The 17,236-nt window shown below is 59.4% G+C and carries 7 protein-coding genes; 2 read left to right on the plus strand and 5 right to left on the minus strand.

Going from position 1 to position 17,236, the window contains the following annotated elements; genetic code table 11:
- Positions 1–164 precede the first annotated feature (164 nt).
- The 5 genes from TU81_RS13695 to TU81_RS13715 all read right to left on the minus strand — a co-directional run bounded on the left by TU81_RS13695 (position 165) and on the right by TU81_RS13715 (position 14,705).
- Positions 165–2,903 (minus strand): RHS repeat domain-containing protein, encoded by a 2,739-nt coding sequence (locus tag TU81_RS13695; RefSeq protein WP_082157844.1) that lies wholly within the window; start codon positions 2,901–2,903, stop codon positions 165–167.
- Between the two features lie 28 nt (positions 2,904–2,931).
- Entirely contained in the window at positions 2,932–5,700 is a 2,769-nt protein-coding gene (locus TU81_RS13700) for an RHS repeat domain-containing protein (RefSeq protein ID WP_038981922.1), read from the minus strand.
- Positions 5,701–5,735: 35 nt separating this feature from the next.
- Complete coding sequence (locus tag TU81_RS13705) at positions 5,736–8,483, minus strand: RHS repeat domain-containing protein (RefSeq protein WP_048395602.1); 2,748 nt, start codon at positions 8,481–8,483, stop codon at positions 5,736–5,738.
- Positions 8,480–12,961, minus strand: a complete 4,482-nt coding sequence (locus TU81_RS13710; protein ID WP_048395603.1) for a SpvB/TcaC N-terminal domain-containing protein — start codon at positions 12,959–12,961, stop codon at positions 8,480–8,482. The genes TU81_RS13705 and TU81_RS13710 overlap by 4 nt, the downstream gene beginning before the upstream one ends.
- 220 nt (positions 12,962–13,181) lie before the next feature.
- Positions 13,182–14,705 carry a fumarate hydratase gene (locus TU81_RS13715; protein WP_038981925.1) on the minus strand — a complete coding sequence of 508 codons (1,524 nt, stop codon included), beginning with the start codon at positions 14,703–14,705 and terminating at the stop codon, positions 13,182–13,184.
- A 468-nt stretch (positions 14,706–15,173) separates the two neighbouring features.
- On the opposite strand from TU81_RS13715, the gene TU81_RS13720 reads away from it, so the two are divergent.
- Together TU81_RS13720 and TU81_RS13725 are read left to right on the plus strand one after the other, a co-directional pair.
- Positions 15,174–16,280, plus strand: coding sequence for a GGDEF domain-containing protein (locus TU81_RS13720; RefSeq protein WP_038981926.1), 1,107 nt, complete (start codon positions 15,174–15,176; stop codon positions 16,278–16,280).
- Positions 16,273–17,208 carry an iron-sulfur-binding ferredoxin reductase gene (locus TU81_RS13725; RefSeq protein WP_038981927.1) on the plus strand — a complete coding sequence of 312 codons (936 nt, stop codon included), beginning with the start codon at positions 16,273–16,275 and terminating at the stop codon, positions 17,206–17,208. Before TU81_RS13720 ends, TU81_RS13725 begins: the two co-directional genes overlap by 8 nt.
- The last annotated feature ends 28 nt before the right edge of the window (positions 17,209–17,236 follow it).

Genomic DNA, 17,236 nt, shown 5'->3' on the forward strand with positions numbered 1-17,236 from the left:
GACATCGGGGTAAGTGAAGGTTTCGATTTTCAGCGGTTCGCCGACGAGGGTGTAGACCCTCTGCAGATTAGGCTTGGGGGCGATGCCGACCCCCACTGCGCCATCAAGCGTCCGGCATTGTCACTGATGTGTGATGAGGGTTTCCATGGCACAGCCATGTCGATTTATGCCGCGCGCTGACTTGAGGGAATAGCCTGGCCCTGCCGCTGTTTGTACCTGACTATTGTCTCGCGTGCCCTTTTGATTTTTCCCCGAAATGCGTTCATGTCATTGGTAATGCTCTGAGACGTGATCGTCTGTTCATCCGATCTCAATCCGGCGGGCTTATGAATGACGAAATCTTCTTGGGCAAAGTTTTCCATGACGTTTTCAAAGCCCGCAGTGGCAGCGATTTCCATTTCTCTATAGGCATCATCCAGACGCTGCAGCTTCATGGGACTTAAGCCGTCCTGCCCATCTTCGGCCTCTTCGGAGAGTTGCCCCAGCTTGATCAGAGTACCTGCACCATACGTAATGAGTTTTTTCAGATTCTTTTCTACAAGCCATTTAAAGGCATTTTTTTGTCCTTGCTCTGTGCCTAGTTGATAGTCGTTGTAAGTCATCTCGGCATACGCTAGAGAAAATATCGGGAGATTTTTCTGCTCGGCTTTTTGCCAGGTAATTTCTTTCGCCTTGGGTACCAGGCCCGGTTCCATATTGATCTTTTTACCGAGCTCCTTGATGCCGTAAGAAACGGCTTCTTTGGTTGCCAGCGCACCCAGTGCGGCACCTGCCCCGGTTCCTGGCCCAGGAAGTATGGCCGATCCTGCCAACCCGCCGAGAACACCTCCTGCAATGCCCGCGCCTGTGGTTAAAAAGCCGCTTATCAAGGTAATCGCGACGTTTTTGCCGATCATTTTATTTTTTTCGCTGGATTCAAAAAGCCTTCCAAGCAGGGAGTCGTACCGGTCGACGATCTTGTTTGCGGAAGAAATGTTACTGGCAAACGCCCGCAACTCTTCGCGTCTTTGAGATTCTGTTTTGACAAAACCTGACTCATCGATATACCGCAGCGGATTGTTCCCCACAAACCCATACAGATTCAGCCCGTCCACATCCCCCGCCGGGTCGGCGCTGACCCAACGCTGCAACCACGGCGCGTAATAGCGCACGCCGTAGTAATACAACCCACTCACATCCATTTCCTTGCCCGAATAACGGAGGGTTTTGTAGTCGACAACAGTGCTGGAGGCTGGCAGCCACAACGCGCTGCCGCCAAAGGGGTAGTAGGTTTCCTGACTGATCACCCGGGCGCGCTGATCGAGTTCGGTCAGGCTTGAACCCAAATGGTCGTTGAGGCTGTATCGCAGCTGATTGTTTTCGATGTCCCCGGGGGGGGCATGGCGCCAATGCAGGCAGCGCACGTTGCCGGGCAAGGTGATCACATGCAGCTCTTCGCCGTTATCCCGGGTGCGGATTTCCAGGCCCGGCAGATAACGTACCTGGTGAAAATGGGTGGCGCTGGCGGTATGCGTTTCGTGGCGTTTGGAGACTCGTTCGCCCTGGCTGTAGCGGTAAACCTCCCGGTCATCGGGCAGGTCGTTGCTGTGTTTGAGCAACGTTACCTGGCTCAAGTGATCGAGCGCGTTCCAGATCAAGTCCGGCCCGTGCTGGAGTTTCACCTGATTGCCGTGACGGTCGAAGAACGCCGCGAAATCCGGCGGTGGATCGCCCGTTTTCCAGCGTAGGGCGCGGTTGTTCGACGGGTCGACTCGCATCTGTCGGGTGTAACCTCCCGTTTCGCGACTGTGTACCAGTTTGATCAGATTGCCGCCCAGGCCGTACTCGTAATGCTGGGTGTAATTGCGCAGGTCATTGGGGTCGCTTGGCTGCGGACGCCCGGGCACGTCAGAGGCCGGTGTAACGTCGTGACCGCTGGCGCTGTTCAGTCGATAGAGCGAGTCATAGGTGAATTCACGGTGGCCGTCGATGGACTGGTTGGCGAAGTACACGGAGTTGAAGGTGTGATCATTGATGCGCAACATGTTACCGACCAGGTCGAAGACGTACTCCAGGTCTTGCAGTTGTTCTTGCCCGGGCACTGCGGCCTGAACGGCGGTCAGCCTGCCGTCGGCGGCGTCGTAACGCCAGCGGGTCACTACATTGTTACCCGCGTGCCATTCGATGATCTGGCCGGCGGCGTTGTAGTGCGCATCCTGCAAAACGGCTTGTGGCTGGCTGGCGTCGCTGCGTAGCAGAAACACCTGCTTGAGCTGCCCGGTGACGTCGTAGCGCAAATCCTGGAAGTGGCCGCCGGCATCGGTTTGTGTCAGCGTCTGGTTCAGAGGGCCGTAGGTCTGGCGACTGAAATGGGGTCTGGCATCGTCAAACGTGCGGGTTTGGCTGAGCGTCTGACCGAGCAGACCGAAGCTGTGGAAGGTCACCGTACCCGACGGGTCGTTCAGCGCAATCATCTGCCCCCGCAGATTGTGACCGGCGTCGGCCGAGGCTGCAGCGTAGGTAAAGGTTTCGACGTTGGGCTGAGCGTTTTCCTCCACGGCAATGACCCGCAACTGCGGATCATGGGTGGTGCGCCAATGGTGACCGCGTTGATCCCAGCGTTGCAGGGCTTCACCGGCGAGACCGGCCAGGCTGACTCGCCAGCCGGCATCAACGCTGTCGATTTTCAGCGGTTCGCCGGCAAGGGTGTAGACCGTGGCCAGGTTGGGTTCGGAGGCAATGCCGAACAGGCGCGGATCCCATTTGGCCACCAAGCGTCCGGCACCGTCATGCTGTTGGCGGGTGATGAGGGTTTCCACGGCCCCGCCGGCCACCTTGCGCAGGTAGTCCACGTGCCTGACGGGCAAGCGGCGAGGGTCGTGGGCCTTTACGCTTGGGGTGCGGTGATGAATGGATGAAGTCATGTTCAGACCCTCGGTACAGTCATGAGCATTACGCCGCGTGCCGTTTTTCCACTAAATATTGCGACACCCGACCGAGCAAGCTTCTAGATTGCTTGATAGCACTTCGGGCAACCTTCATTTGCTGTTGGAGTGTCGGCAGGTCATTGTCCGATGGCATCGGCATATGGGCTGCGCCGACCAGTTGCTCAGAGGCGGGCGCTGCGTCTGTCAATATTTCAAAACTCATCAGGGCCTTGGATTCTTCGCTGTCGAGAAAAGTCGTCAGTTCATCCAGTTTGGCGCTGATTTGATCAAGATCGCCCTGACCCCAGGAATCATTGAGTGCTTCGGTCAATTGGGCCGATTGCCGTGCAATGGCGAGACCCTGTTTCAGATAAGACACCTTAAGATGTTTGCCCATGGTTCTGGCGGTGGTTTCGATCACCGTTTTGGTCAGACCATCAGAAGTCTGTGGATTGAAACTGTTGACCACCGATTTCACGCTGAAAGGGGTGGCCGATGCCTTGCTTTTCAGCCGGCTCACCGACAGTGCCGAGGGATCGGGCATGATGGTGTATCCCAGGGTGGTTTCGTTGCCCAGTTTCTCCATGACTTTATTAGCCGCATCCGCAGCGAAAATACCACCGACCGCAGCAGCGACTGGCATTAAAACAGGTGCCGCCGGCCCGGTGACACTGGCGGCTCCGCCCCCGATCACGGCACCGAAGGCTCCGGCTTTGATCGTGACGGCGAATGTCACCACGCTAAACGCCAGTTTCTTGGCTCCGGTTTTGTAAATGTCTCGGGTACGGGTGAGGTTATAAAGTTGATAGTTGAGTTTTTTCACCTCGCTGTTCACTTGCGACAGCAGGTTCGAATACTCGGTGATCTGTTGGCGGGCCGCGCTTTCTTCCAGGTTCGCGCCGATGGAGTCGATGTAGCGCAGTGGGTTGTTGCTGACCATCGCATATAGGTTCAGGCCATCGACATCACCCGCCGGATCGGCGCTGATCCAGCGCCATAGCCATGGCGCGTAGTAACGCGCGCCGAAGTAGTACAGGCCACTGAGGTCCATTTCCTTGCCGGAGTAGCGAATCGTCTTGTAATCGGCCTCCACTGCATTGTGCGCCGCCCACCACGCCGTGCCGCCAAACGGATAATAAGCCTCAAGGCTCATCAGTGCGCCATGACTGTCCAGTTCCACGCTGCACGACCCCAGGTGGTCATCGTAGTGGTAGCGCAATTGATCGGGTTCGATATTAACGGGCTGACCGGCGGCCCAATGCAGGTAGCGAGTACTGCTCAGCCCCAGTGTCAGGGTGATGACGTGCAGCGTCTGACCGTCGCTGCGGGCATGAATCTCCAACCCCGGCAAGTAACGGACTTCACGACTATGGGTGATTGACGGCGTATGGGTCACGTGGCGTTTGTAGACCCGTTCACCCTGGCTGTAGCGATAGGTTTCTTCATCGTCTGGCAGGCCGTTGCTGTGCGTAAGCAACGTCACTTTGGCCAGTTGATCCCGGGCATTCCAGATCAGCGGTTGGCTGCCTGTTTGCAGGTAGCACTGGTTACCATGCCGGTCGAAGCGTTCGTCGAAAATCGGCTCCGGATCACCTTGCTCCCAGCTCACGCCACGGTTGCCATGGGGATCGATGCGCATCCGCCGGGTGTAAGTATTGCCTTCGCGAACATGCCGCAGTTCGGTCAGATTGTTGCCTGCGTCGTAGTCGTACTGTTCGCGGTAATGGTAGCGACGACCCGGGTCGATGGGGCTGATCAGTTCTGGCAAACCGGGTTGAAGATTGGGCACTTGCGCCTCGAAACCGCTGGCGCCGGTCAGTCTGTACAGCGAGTCGTAAGTGAAGTCGCGATGGCCATCGACCCGCTGGTTGGCGAAGTACACCGTTGCCAGGCTGTGGTCTTCGATACGTAACACATTGCCCATCGGGTCATAGTGATAGGCGAGGTTTTGTCGTAACGTCTCGCCAGGCTTGCCGCTCTTGAGCGTCATCAGGCGGCCGTCGGCAGGCTCATAGCTCCAGATGCTGACGACACCGTTGGCGGTCGTCTGCGTTTCGATTTGCGCGGCGGCGTTGTACCGGGCCTCCTGCAGAATCGGCTTTGGCTGGCTTTGATTCGCGAGTCGCAGGAAAACCTGCTTGAGTTGCCCGGCGACGGTGTAGCGCATCTGTTGTTGATGGCCACCAGCGTCGGTCTGGGTGATCAGCGAGCCCATTGGGCTATAGGTGCGGCTGCTGATAAACCCTTTTGCATCGTCAAAGGTGCGGGTTTCGTGCAGCGGCTGACCCAGCAGGCCGTAGCTATCGAGGGACAAGCTGCCAGACGGATCTATTTGTTTCAGCAGCTGGCCGCGCAGGTTATGACCGGCGTCGGCCGAGGCATCGGTGTAAGTGAAGGTTTCGACATCAGGTTGTGCATTTTCCTCGACCGTCGTCACGCGTAATTGATCATCGTAGGTCGTGCGCCAATGACTGCCGCGTGCGTCCCAGCGCTCAAGCGCTTCCCCGGCCAGGCCCGACAGGCTCAGCCGCCAGCCGGCATCGACGCTGGTTATTTTAAGTGCCATGCCGTCAAGGCGATGGATGGTTTGCTGGTTGGCCGGTGAGGGAGCTTCGGCCAACCGTGGATCGCGTTGTTCGACCAGATGGCCGGCGGCGTTGTGCGACTGACGGGAAATCAGTGACTGCACTGGGCCATCGAGTACGTTGCGCAAATAGGCGACATGGCGCACCGGTAACCCGCGAGGGTCTCTGGCTGTGATTTCCGGAGTGTGCCAATGCATCAGTGGACTCATGTCGCAACCTTTTGCTCAAGGGCTGTGGCTCGAACTCAACGTCGCTGGTTCGCGCGATTGCTCTCACGTGCCTGTTTCTTCAGGTACTGGTTATCTGTGGTGCCATCTTCCTTGTACCAGGACACGATTGTCTGGGTGCTTTCGATCATCCCCAGGACAGCCTTGCCCTGTTGATGCAAGGTACTGCGTCGGATGGGCTGGTAATTTGACCTGTCGGTCATGTGCGTCACATTGGGGATCAGGTCGATTGGATTCACCGTTTCCTGCTTCAAGCGGCCATACGCCATTTCGACGCCTGCCGAGCGCTCTTCAATGGTTTGTTTCCAGCTCTCAAGCATCGTTTCGATCTTCTGGATCTTGACCGGGTCCAGGCGATTCTTGATGTCCTCGGCTTCCTGCACCCGGGAGCCCATGTTGAGCGCCACACTGACGGCCGGCACCACTGACCCGACGACACGGTTCAGAAAGAAACCGACACTTTCCTGCACCCGGTCCGTCGAATCATCTGACGTGCTGATGCCGGCCTCTTGATCAATGGCTTGTATGGTCATCGCCGACGTTTGTGGAATCAGTGGTCTGATCAGGCTTGCGGCCGGAGTGAAGGGAGCGATTGTCCCTCCCGCCATATCGCCGCCGATGTTCCCGCCAACCACACCTTGCGAATACATGGGTTTGCTCTGCAGGGTGAAGTTGGCCACATGCAGGTCATCGGGCAGGAGAAAGTCGAAGTTCTGGCTGCCGTAATAGCCGCCGACGAAGCCGATCCCGGCATTGATGGATTCTCCCACCAGGTTTTTCAGCAGTTCCTTACCGATATTCTGCTGATGGGCAACATTGAGCATCTGGTCCAGTGTGGTGGCGGCATAGCCACCGAGTACGGTAATGAACTTTGAGTAATCGACGATTTCGCGCTTCTCTTTCTGGCTGCCGTCCGGATCCACGTACGACAACGGATTGTTGCCGACAAACCCGTACAGATTCAGCCCGTCCACATCCCCCGCCGGATCGGCGCTGACCCAGCGCTGCAACCACGGCGCGTAATAACGCGCCCCGTAGTAATACAAGCCGCTGACATCCATTTCCTTGCCCGAATAACGCACGGTCTTGTAACTGACCTCCAGCGACGAATGTGCCGTCATCCACGCCGTGGCGCCGAACGGGTAATAACCTTCGTGGCTGATCAGTCGTGCCTGTTGATCCAGTTCCATCAGGCAGGAGCCCAGGTGGTCGTCCAGGTTGTAACGCAGCTGATGGGCGTCGATGTCCAGCGGTTTGCCGGCGAACCGATGCAAGCAGCGGGCGTTACCCAGGATAATCACGTGCAGCACCTCACCGTTGTCCCGGGTGCGGATCTCCAGTCCCGGCAAATAGCGCACTTCGTGAAAATGGCGGGTGGTGGCGGTATGGGTTTCATGGCGTTTGTAGACCCGCGCGCCTTGGCTGTAGCGGTACTGCTCTTCGTCGTTGGGGCCGTTGTCGCGATGGACCAGCGTTACCGATGCCAGTTGATCGCGCGCGTTCCAGCGCAGGCCTTGCCCCGGCTGCAAGGCCTGGAGGTTGCCGTGGCGGTCGAACAGCGTGTCGAACTGCGGGTCGGGATCACCCTCAGTCCAGCGCACGCCACGGTTGCTGACAGGGTCGATGAACATCTGGCGGGTGTGGCTGGCACCCTCGCGTACATGGCTGAGCTTGATCAGATTGTCGCCATGATCGTACTGGTAAGTCTGTGTGTAGTTGCGTCGATCCTGAGGGTCAGTCGGCTGTGGCAGGCCCGGGATGTCTGCGGGCGGGCCGTCGTCGTAACCGCTGGCGCTGTGCAGTCGGTACAGCGAGTCGTAGCTGAATTCGCGATGGCCGTCGACCCGCTGATTGGCAAAATGGCTGGGAGAGAAGACATGGTCGAGGATGTGGGTGATGTTACCCACCGGATCGTAAACGTATTCAAAGTCCTGAAGGGTGGGCTGCTGATCTTTTTGCGCGTGTTGCCGCTGCAGACGCCCGTCGGCCGGGTCGTAGCTCCAGCGGCTGATCACGCCATTGCCCGCCTGTTGTTCGATGATTTTCCCGGCGGCGTTGTACTGCGCGCCCTCCAAAACCGGCTGCCAGTCGGTTTGCCCGTTGATCTTCAACTGAACCTGTTTGAGTTGCCCAGCGAGGTCGTAGCACGATTGTTGCCGGTGCTCGCCAGCATCGGTCTGTTCCAGCACGGCGCCCAGCGGACTGTAGGTGCGGCGGCTGACAAAGGCCTTGGCATCGTCAAAGGTGCGGGTTTCGCGCAGCGGCTGGCGGAGCAGGCCGTAGCTGTTCAGGCGCAAGGTGCCTGACGGATCAACTTGTTCGAGCAACTGGCCGCGCAGGTTGTGGCCGGCGCCGGCTGCGGTATCGGCGTAAGTGAAGGTTTCGACGTCTGGTTGTGCGTTTTCCTCGACGGCCACCATCCGCAACTGATCATCGTAGGTCGTGCGCCAATGACTGCCGCGGGCGTCCCAGCGTTGCAGCGTCTGCCCGGCCAGCCCCGGCAGGCTCAAACGCCAACCGGCATCGACGCTATCGACTTTCAAGGGGGCACCGCGCAACCCATAAACGGTGGCGAGGTTGGGTCTGGTCAGGCGCGGATCCCATTGCGCCACCAGGCGTCCAGCTGCATCGTACTGTTGGCGGCTCACCAGGGCGGTAGCCGTTTCACCGACGACGGTGCGCAGATACGCGATCTGGCGAATGGGCAGGCCTCGACTGTCACTTACCGTGAGCGAGGGCGTGCGCCGATGGACACTGGCTGTCATGGGCACGACCCCTGCGGTTCCGCCGACAGGGGTGGCTCATCGGTGTCGTTGAAGTCTTCGCTGATGTGGTACCACGGATGATAGGTCTCGCGGGAGAAATACCCTTTGGCGTTGATCAGTTTGATCGGGCGACCGAGCACGTCATAGAACAGTTGATCGAAATAGCCCCGTTTATGCAGGGAATGGTCGTTGACGTAGCCATGGGTATTGGCGAAAAACGGCCGGAATTGTCGAACCGGCAGACCTTTATTGTTGTATTCGACCCGTTCGCTGATGCGCCAGCGCGTGGCGGCGAGCTCCTCGCGTAACTCGCCCCGGTCGACGATCAACGAGCCATCGGCGGCCACCGCATACGCCATGCCCGGTTCGACCAGTTGTTGGGTTTGCAGCGACCGGCCGAAGCCGTCCACGCAGGCTTTGACGATCTGGATCTGTGCCGGTACAGGGTCGTCGGGATAACGGTCGGCGCTGAGGACGACGCTGTGCACCGGCTCGCGATGAACTGTCGCGATGAGCTCGCTCAACGCTTGTTTCGACACGGTCAGGTCGGTGCCTTGCCGCAACCGCTGACGGGCGCTGGCGCAGATGTGCCCACTGGGCAGGACATAACCATTGGCGATCCATTCGGCGAGTTGTTCGAGGCTGACGGTAGGTGGCAATTGCCCCATCCAGCTGAACAAATCCTTACGCAACGTGCTGGCGGCTTTTTGTATGGCATCCACCGGGTTCTCGATGGCTGGATCCGGGTGATGATCCACCGGACGCACAAATTCGCTCAGCGGTCTGAAGCCAGCGGCGATGCCCTCTTCAGTGCCGTAGAAACTGATCGCCAACGGCTGTCCGGACGGTTCGTAAATGGCTTCCTGAACGTTGTCGTTGGCATCGATGATGCGCACCGGTTGCAGCGCGTGGTAGTCGTATTCGATCCGGGTCATACAGCCGTCCGGCAGTTCGACGCTGATGATCGCCAGACAATAGGGATCGTATTCGGCCTTGGTCACTCCGTGGCTGGGGGTCTCGTGATATTCGCGCACTTTGAAAAAACGGTCGACGCTGTCGTACTTGGCGAAACCGTAGCGGGCGGACCACAAGTCATCTGTCGGGGAGGGCGTTTCGAACAGCAATGGCATGGGCGTGTAACCGATGCTGGCCAGTTCGGTCCGGATGTCGAAGGGCGGTGGCAGATTGCTGTAGGCGTCCAGCGCGGTCTTGTCCAGTTGTGCCACTTCCAGCGGGCCGGCCAGGGCTTCGAACTCGGCCCGGCCTTCGGGCAGAAGCGACTGATCGGCGGTCTTGAGGTAACGCTGAACCGATTGCATCGTCAGCACTCGTTGGGCATTCCACTCGGGTGAGCCCTGATGCTGCGTAAGTTGCTCATATGAAACCTGATTCGGCGCGAGGCCCGCGGGCAGCGAACCTTTGGGCAGCACCAACGCATTGCTGCGTTGCTGCCACGGCAACCCCAGCCGCCAGTGCTGCGGATCCTCATCCGGATCAATGAACCGGGCGCGGGTTTCGCTCAGGTAGTAAAACTGTTGCGCATCGTCATGGGCGTCGCGCCACCACTGTTGTTGATCGGGGTCGGTAAAGGGCGGCGTGTCCGACTCGGTGCGGCGGCGTGCATGGTTGACGGTCACGGCATGGGTGGGCAAGCCGTATCCGTTCCAGCACAGGGTCACGCCATGCTGGCACATCGGGTCGTCGATAAAACGTTCGTACTGGTAGGCGATCTTCTCCAGCGCCAATGGCAGCAGCACCGCAGCGGCATATTGATCTCTGGGCCGTACTTCGCGAACCAGGTAGCGGTGTTCCTCCACCGAGTACGGCTGAGCCGTGGCCGGGTTGTCCCCGGCAGCCCAGATTTCGGCTCTGGCGATCGAGCCTACCAGCGCTCGGGCGATTTCGTACTCCGTGGTGGCGTCGGGCGGCGTAACCGGTTCGTCGCATTCATCATTGGCGTGATAGCGGCTGAATAACGTGTCGCCCAGTGGGCAGGCCTCTGCGTCGCGATTGAAATAGCCATCCCTTGGCCTGTCCATGGCCTGACCGGTATGGAACCAGGTACACATCCGCACGGGCGCGGTGAAGCCGGGGTCGTCGTCGCCGGTGGCGGTTTCATTGTCGGTTTGTTGCAACTGGCCAAAGCCGCGGAATTCGCGTTCCCGGCCGTCGTAAACACCCTGGCGATAGTTGAACGATTGGGTCAGGCAGTTGCCTGTGACTTCGTCCAGCTGCAGCTGTTTGCTGACCACCTGGACGGGGAACGGTAAGTGACACACCGGGTTTTCGGCCGGTTTTTCATCCAGCCATTCCTGCGCGGAACTGCGATAGACCACCCGGGTACTGCACCCCATGTTGTTGTTGCTGGCCGTCAACAGATAGGGTTTGGCCGACACAAAATCGTAACGCCAGTGCTGCGGCTTCATGTGCGGCACTGTCAGGATCAGGCTGGCACAGCCCAGGCCTTGCAGGTCGGCGAAGGTGACCCGGCACAGCCGGTCGTAGCGCACGCCCTCGGGCCACGGCACGGTGACGGGTATCTGCTCCAGCCCGTTGCCGCCGCGGTTCAGATAAATCTCGAACGCATCGGATTTCAGATAGATCAGTGCCGGCGCACCGGAGCCATCGAGGTCGGCGATCCGCACCCGTGCAGAATCGAATTCGCCATACTCGAACGGCAGGGCGCTGATCACCCGTCCCTCACCGAACTTGCCGTGCCCCAGGTTTGGCCAGCATTTGATTTCGTTATGCCGGATGCGGCACAGCTCGCTCATGTCGCTGCCCAACAAATTGCTCAGCAACACCAGTTCGCTGGGGGAATTGCTGAACAGCGGTAACCGGTCATCTACCGGCTTATGCTCGACTTCTTCGCCCCGGGCAAAACCTTCCTCGCGACGATTGGCGTAGATGCGCACGGAGCGCGGGCCGATCGATGCCAGCGAACTGAGCCCGTCGCCAGACAGATCGCCGAGTTGCGAAAGGGTATTCAAAAACTCTACCGGGAACGCGGTAAACGGAATGAATTCAGCGAAACTGCGATCCGAGTTCAACGTGCGAAAGCCGCTCATGCCTGGTTGCACGGTGATCCAGTCCAGGCGGCCATCGCCGGTCAGATCAGTCAGTATCTGTTGCACGGGTGCGTTGCGGTTCGCGACGGGAATTTTGTTCAGTGCTGCCCAAGGGCCGTAGCCGATGTCATCAGGTCCCGATGCGGCGCGCAGGGGTTCGCGGTAGTACCAGCACTGGTCATAGCGGCAGAAGAAACCCGGCACCCCTTCACCATACAGGTCGACGCACTGGTAATACTGGCCATCCTCGATGCCCGGCATATTGTCCAGCTCAAGCAGCCGTGCGGGGGTTTTATTGATCACGAAGGATGAATAATCGAATTCCACCGGTGGGGTGTTTTCCACGGCACCGCTGGTGTCGTACGCTTGATAGTGAGCCGCGGTTATCTGGCTGAAAGTCCATGCCGGTGTACTCTTCGAATACTCGAGCAGCAGGCGTCGAACCAGCAACTTTCTGTCGCCTGACTCGTCAGGAAAATAATGAAACATCAACACCTGCTGGCAGAGTCGGCGCGTGCCCACCTCAAAACCCTGCCCATAGGTCGAAAAGGGATCGGGGCGGGTCAGCCAAGGTTGCAGCGTGGCGCCGTCATACACGGGTTTTTCTGTCAGCGACCGGGTGCGCTCGCCATAGTCGAACAGCAGATGAAAATGCCAATCCAGCTCAGCGGGGTTTTCCACTGTCCAGGCGTATAGATTCTGGTTGGCCGTGAAGTTGCCGTAGAACACCCGGTGCAGGTAACACTGGGCTCGGTAGTCATGGATGGGGTCGGGATCCTGGTCATCGATTTTGTAATCGAAGCAGATGTGCTCGCCGTGAGCGTTCATGCTCTCGCAGAGCCGCCAGGAACCGACGTGTAACGGATTGTCGGGATCCGAGCGGCGCGAAGCCGCGGTTTTGCCATAGACATGCAACGAGCCGTCACTGCCATGCACCAGCCAGAATGGCGGAACATCACCTTGGGGTTGCCAGCGTTCGCGAAGGGCAAAGTCGCTTTCGACTCGTGGCCAGTAACGCACCACCGTGTGCTCGCCGACGCCCACTCCGTTGTAGCTGCTTTCGGTGCGGGATTCGATCTCGCCCTCGTCGTCGAGCTCGGGCATCCAGACTTCGCCATCGTGGCCGATGATCTCGTCATGGTCGGTGTAACGCGGCACGCCCTTGTTGGTGCGGCGGCTGATCTGGCCGAGCCCCAGATTCCAGCCAATGCCGAACGTCCCGTTACCGGCCTGACTGCTGTAAGTCAGTGACAGTTGCGGATCCCAACCCCGCCCTGAGGAATTCGGTATCGGCAGCTCAAACCCCGAAGCTCCCGTCGGGCCCACGGCGCCCCAACTCTTGCCGATCGTGGCGATCGATGAGCTTTTCGCGATGGACGGCGTCGTGATGCTGAGGTCTTGATCTGCCATGGGTTTCATCCAGTGCGCACGCGGTAGGGCGTGGGTGGATCAACGCTATCAAGATGGAGGCGAAACGTAACCTGTCAGATCTGACAGGTAGAACTGTTTTTTCTAGACCGAATGGATTGGTCGAAGTGGCTGCTTAGATCGAAGGGTTAAATCGATATCCAAAAAAAAAGCCGGGTCGTCTGGGGAGACGGCCCGGCCTTTTTGGCAGTGAGGGAGGTGCTTACTGCACTTCTACCGCCAGGCTTTCACTGATCTTTTGCTGCCAGATCGCAGGGCCGGTGATGTGCACCGACTCGCCCTTGCTATCGACCGCAACGGTCACAGGCATGTCTTTGACGTCGAACTCGTAGATCGCTTCCATACCCAGTTCGGCGAAAGCTACCACGCGGGATTTCTTGATGGCTTGCGCCACCAGGTAAGCCGCGCCGCCGACAGCCATCAGGTAAACGGCTTTGTGGTCCTTGATCGCTTCGATTGCGGTCGGGCCGCGCTCGGATTTGCCGATCATGCCCAACAGGCCGGTTTGCTCGAGGATCTGACGGGTGAACTTGTCCATCCGCGTCGCGGTGGTAGGACCAGCAGGGCCAACCACTTCGTCACCGACCGGATCGACCGGGCCGACGTAGTAGATGAAGCGACCTTTCAGATCCACCGGCAGGGTTTCACCCTTGTTCAGCATCTCGACCATGCGCTTGTGCGCAGCGTCGCGACCGGTGAGCATTTTGCCGTTGAGCAGGACGGTTTCGCCCGGCTTCCAGCTCTGCACTTCTTCCGGTGTCAGGGTATCGAGGTTGACGCGACGGGCCGACGGACCTGCTTCCCAGACGATTTCCGGGTAGGCGTCCAGCGGTGGCGCTTCCAGCGAAGCCGGGCCGGAACCGTCGAGCACGAAGTGGGCGTGACGGGTGGCGGCGCAGTTGGGGATCATGCACACCGGCAACGAAGCGGCGTGGGTCGGGTAATCCATGATCTTCACGTCGAGCACGGTGGTCAGGCCACCCAGGCCCTGGGCGCCGATGCCCAGTTGGTTGACCTTCTCGAACAGTTCCAGGCGCATCTCTTCGATACGGTTGGACGGGCCGCGCTTCTTCAGCTCGTGAATGTCGATGGACTCCATCAACACTTCCTTGGCCATGACGGCGGCTTTCTCGGCGGTGCCGCCGATGCCGATGCCGAGCATGCCCGGTGGGCACCAGCCGGCGCCCATGGTCGGAACGGTCTTCAGCACCCAGTCGACGATCGAGTCGGATGGGTTGAGCATGGCCATTTTCGACTTGTTCTCGGAGCCGCCGCCCTTGGCCGCCACGTCCACTTCCACGGTGTTACCCGGAACGATGGAGTAGTGGATAACGGCCGGGGTGTTGTCCTTGGTGTTTTTGCGAGCGCCCGCCGGGTCGGCGAGGATCGAGGCACGCAGGACGTTTTCCGGCAGGTTGTAAGCCCGGCGCACGCCTTCGTTGATCATGTCGTCCAGGCCCATGGTGGCGCCATCCCAGCGAACGTCCATGCCCACGCGCACGAACACGGTAACGATACCGGTGTCCTGGCAGATCGGGCGGTGGCCGGTAGCGCACATGCGCGAGTTGATCAGGATCTGCGCCATGGAATCGCGGGCTGCCGGCGATTCTTCACGCAGGTAGGCCTCGTGCATCGCCTGGATGAAATCCACGGGGTGGTAGTAGGAAATGAATTGCAGGGCGTCGGCAACGCTCTGAATCAGGTCGTCTTGCTTGATCACGGTCATGAGTCGCGCTCCTCTAAAAGACGGGAACATTCAATAAGGTGCTTGCAGCTTGGGTGCATCGGTCGGTTGCAAGCACCTTTCAAGGCACGCCGGGCATGCTGGCGCGACGCTAAAAAGGCGCGGCAGTATACCGCGCCTCGATGGCCTGTACACGCACCTGATTTTGTGGCGAGAGGGCTTGCCTGTGGCGAGGGGGCTTGCCCCCGTTGGAGTGCGAAGCGCTCCCCGACATTCTTTCTGGTACACACACACACACACACATACCGCATTGGCAGGTTTTACGACTGCTGCGCAGCCGAACGGGGGCAAGCCCCCTCGCCACGGGTATCCCGAACTCGGGTCATGGCTTTGACGCCAGTTTTTTGCCCCAAAAATTGAATGGTCATTTATCAGACTCGCCACTAAAGTGGCATTCGGCTTGTAGAGTAGGACACTCGGGCAGCCTCCTTTCTCACGGTGAATCAACGATTGACCCATAACGCCATCCAGCGGCTTTTGCTCAAACGCTTTGCCCTCGCAGCTGGCACCTACGCCCTGGCTTTGCTGCTGCTGTGGCTGGCGTTTTTCACCGGTCACTACCAAGAATCCGCCACCGGCATGGCGATCGGTAGCGCGTTGGTAGTGCTCAGCCAGGCGGCGTTGTTCGCGGTGTTCTCCAGCGGCCGCAACCTGCGCTTTTCCGACCCGAGCCTGACCGAAGTGCAAATACTGCTGGGGCTGGGTTGGCAAACCTGGCTGATCGCCCATCTGGACGAGGCACGCGGCGCGTTTCTGGTGTTTTACCTGCTGATTCTGTTGTTCGGGTTGTTTCATCTGTCGCGCACGGCTTTCGCCCGTTGCGCGTTTCTGGTGTTTTTCAGTTTCAGCGCCATCACCTTGTGGGAGGGCTACCACTTTCAGCTGCCCGATCCGACGCTGGCCCTGTTGCAAGTGTGCGTGCTGTTTGTGGTGCTCGGGTGGCTGGTGTTTTATGCCCGCTACGTGCAGATGTCGCGCCAGCGTATGCGTCAGCGGCGGTTCGCCTTGCAGGCGCATCAAGACACCCTGCGCGGAATGATGCGCCAGCTCGAAGACCTGGTGGCGACCGACGAACTCACCGGGCTGTTTAACCGCCGACATTTCCTGCGCCTGGCCTCCCGCGAGTTGAACGCCATGGAAACCGATGTGGTGCATGGCCTGGCGTTGATCGACCTCGATCACTTCAAACGCATCAACGATGTTCACGGCCATGCCGCCGGCGATCAGGTGTTGCAAGCGTTCGCCGGGGTGGCCACCGCCTGCCTGCGCGATGGCGATATTCTGGCCCGCTATGGCGGTGAAGAGTTCGTGGTGCTGTTGCCCGATTGTGATCCCGAACGTCTGACCGCTTGCTGCGAACGATTGCGCGTTGCCTTTATGGATGTGGAGATGATCGGCCTCAATGTGCGTCACCTCAGCCTGTCGGCGGGCATGACGTTGCTGGAACTGGGTGACGATCTGGATGACGCCTTGCACCGCGCCGATCAGGCGCTGTACCGCGCCAAGCGGGATGGCCGTAACCGTTGCGCGGCGGCCTGGGAGAATGTCGATGCCTGAGTTACGGGTCGGCGAACGCCAATGGACGGTGGCGCCGGGCAGCAACCTGCTCGATGCCTTGAATCAGAACGGCGTGTCGGTGCCCTATAGTTGCCGCGCCGGCAGTTGCCATGCGTGCCTGGTTAAATGTGTCGAGGGCTTGCCCAGCGACAGCCGTCCAGATGCCTTGAGCAATGAGCAGCGTCAGCAGGGTTGGCGGCTGGCCTGTCAGTGCCAGGTGGTCGATGATCTGCAAATCGAAACTTTTGACCCGCTGCGTGACGGGCTTGCCGCTCAGGTAGCCGCCAGCGATTGGCTGAGCCCCAGCGTTTTGCGTTTACGGCTGACCAGTGAGCGACCGTTGCGCTATCAGGCGGGGCAGCATCTAGTGTTGTGGGCGGGCCAGGTGGCGCGGCCGTATTCTTTGGCCAGTCTGCCGGAAGAAGACCGCTTTCTGGAGTTCCACCTCGATTGCCGTCAGCCGGGGGAATTCAGTGATGCGGCGCGTTGCTTGAAAATCGGCGACCCGATCCGCCTCGGCGAGTTGCGCGGCGGGGCACTGCATTACGATCCGGACTGGTACACCCGACCGCTGTGGTTATTGGCGGCTGGCACCGGTCTGGGGCCGTTGTTCGGTATTTTGCGCGAAGCGTTGCGTCAGGATCACCAGGGCGCCATTCGTGTCATTCATCTGGCCCATGATGCCGATGAACATTATCTGGCCAAACCCCTGCAAGCCATGGCCGCCAGCCGTCCGAACCTGAACATCGAGCTGTGGACGGCGGCCGAGTTGCCCGCGGCTTTGGCGCAACTGCGCCTTGTTTCGCGGCAAACCCTGGCCTTAGTCTGCGGGGCCCCCGACAGCGTCGACGCCTTTGCCCGGCGCCTGTACCTGGCCGGTTTGCCGCGCAATCAACTGCTGGCGGATGTCTTTCTACCCCGTGGTTGAGCGCATCGTTTAACGACGCGAGACTCAC

The sequence above is a fragment of the Pseudomonas lini genome, from assembly GCF_001042905.1.
In the GTDB taxonomy this organism is placed as follows: domain Bacteria; phylum Pseudomonadota; class Gammaproteobacteria; order Pseudomonadales; family Pseudomonadaceae; genus Aquipseudomonas; species Aquipseudomonas lini.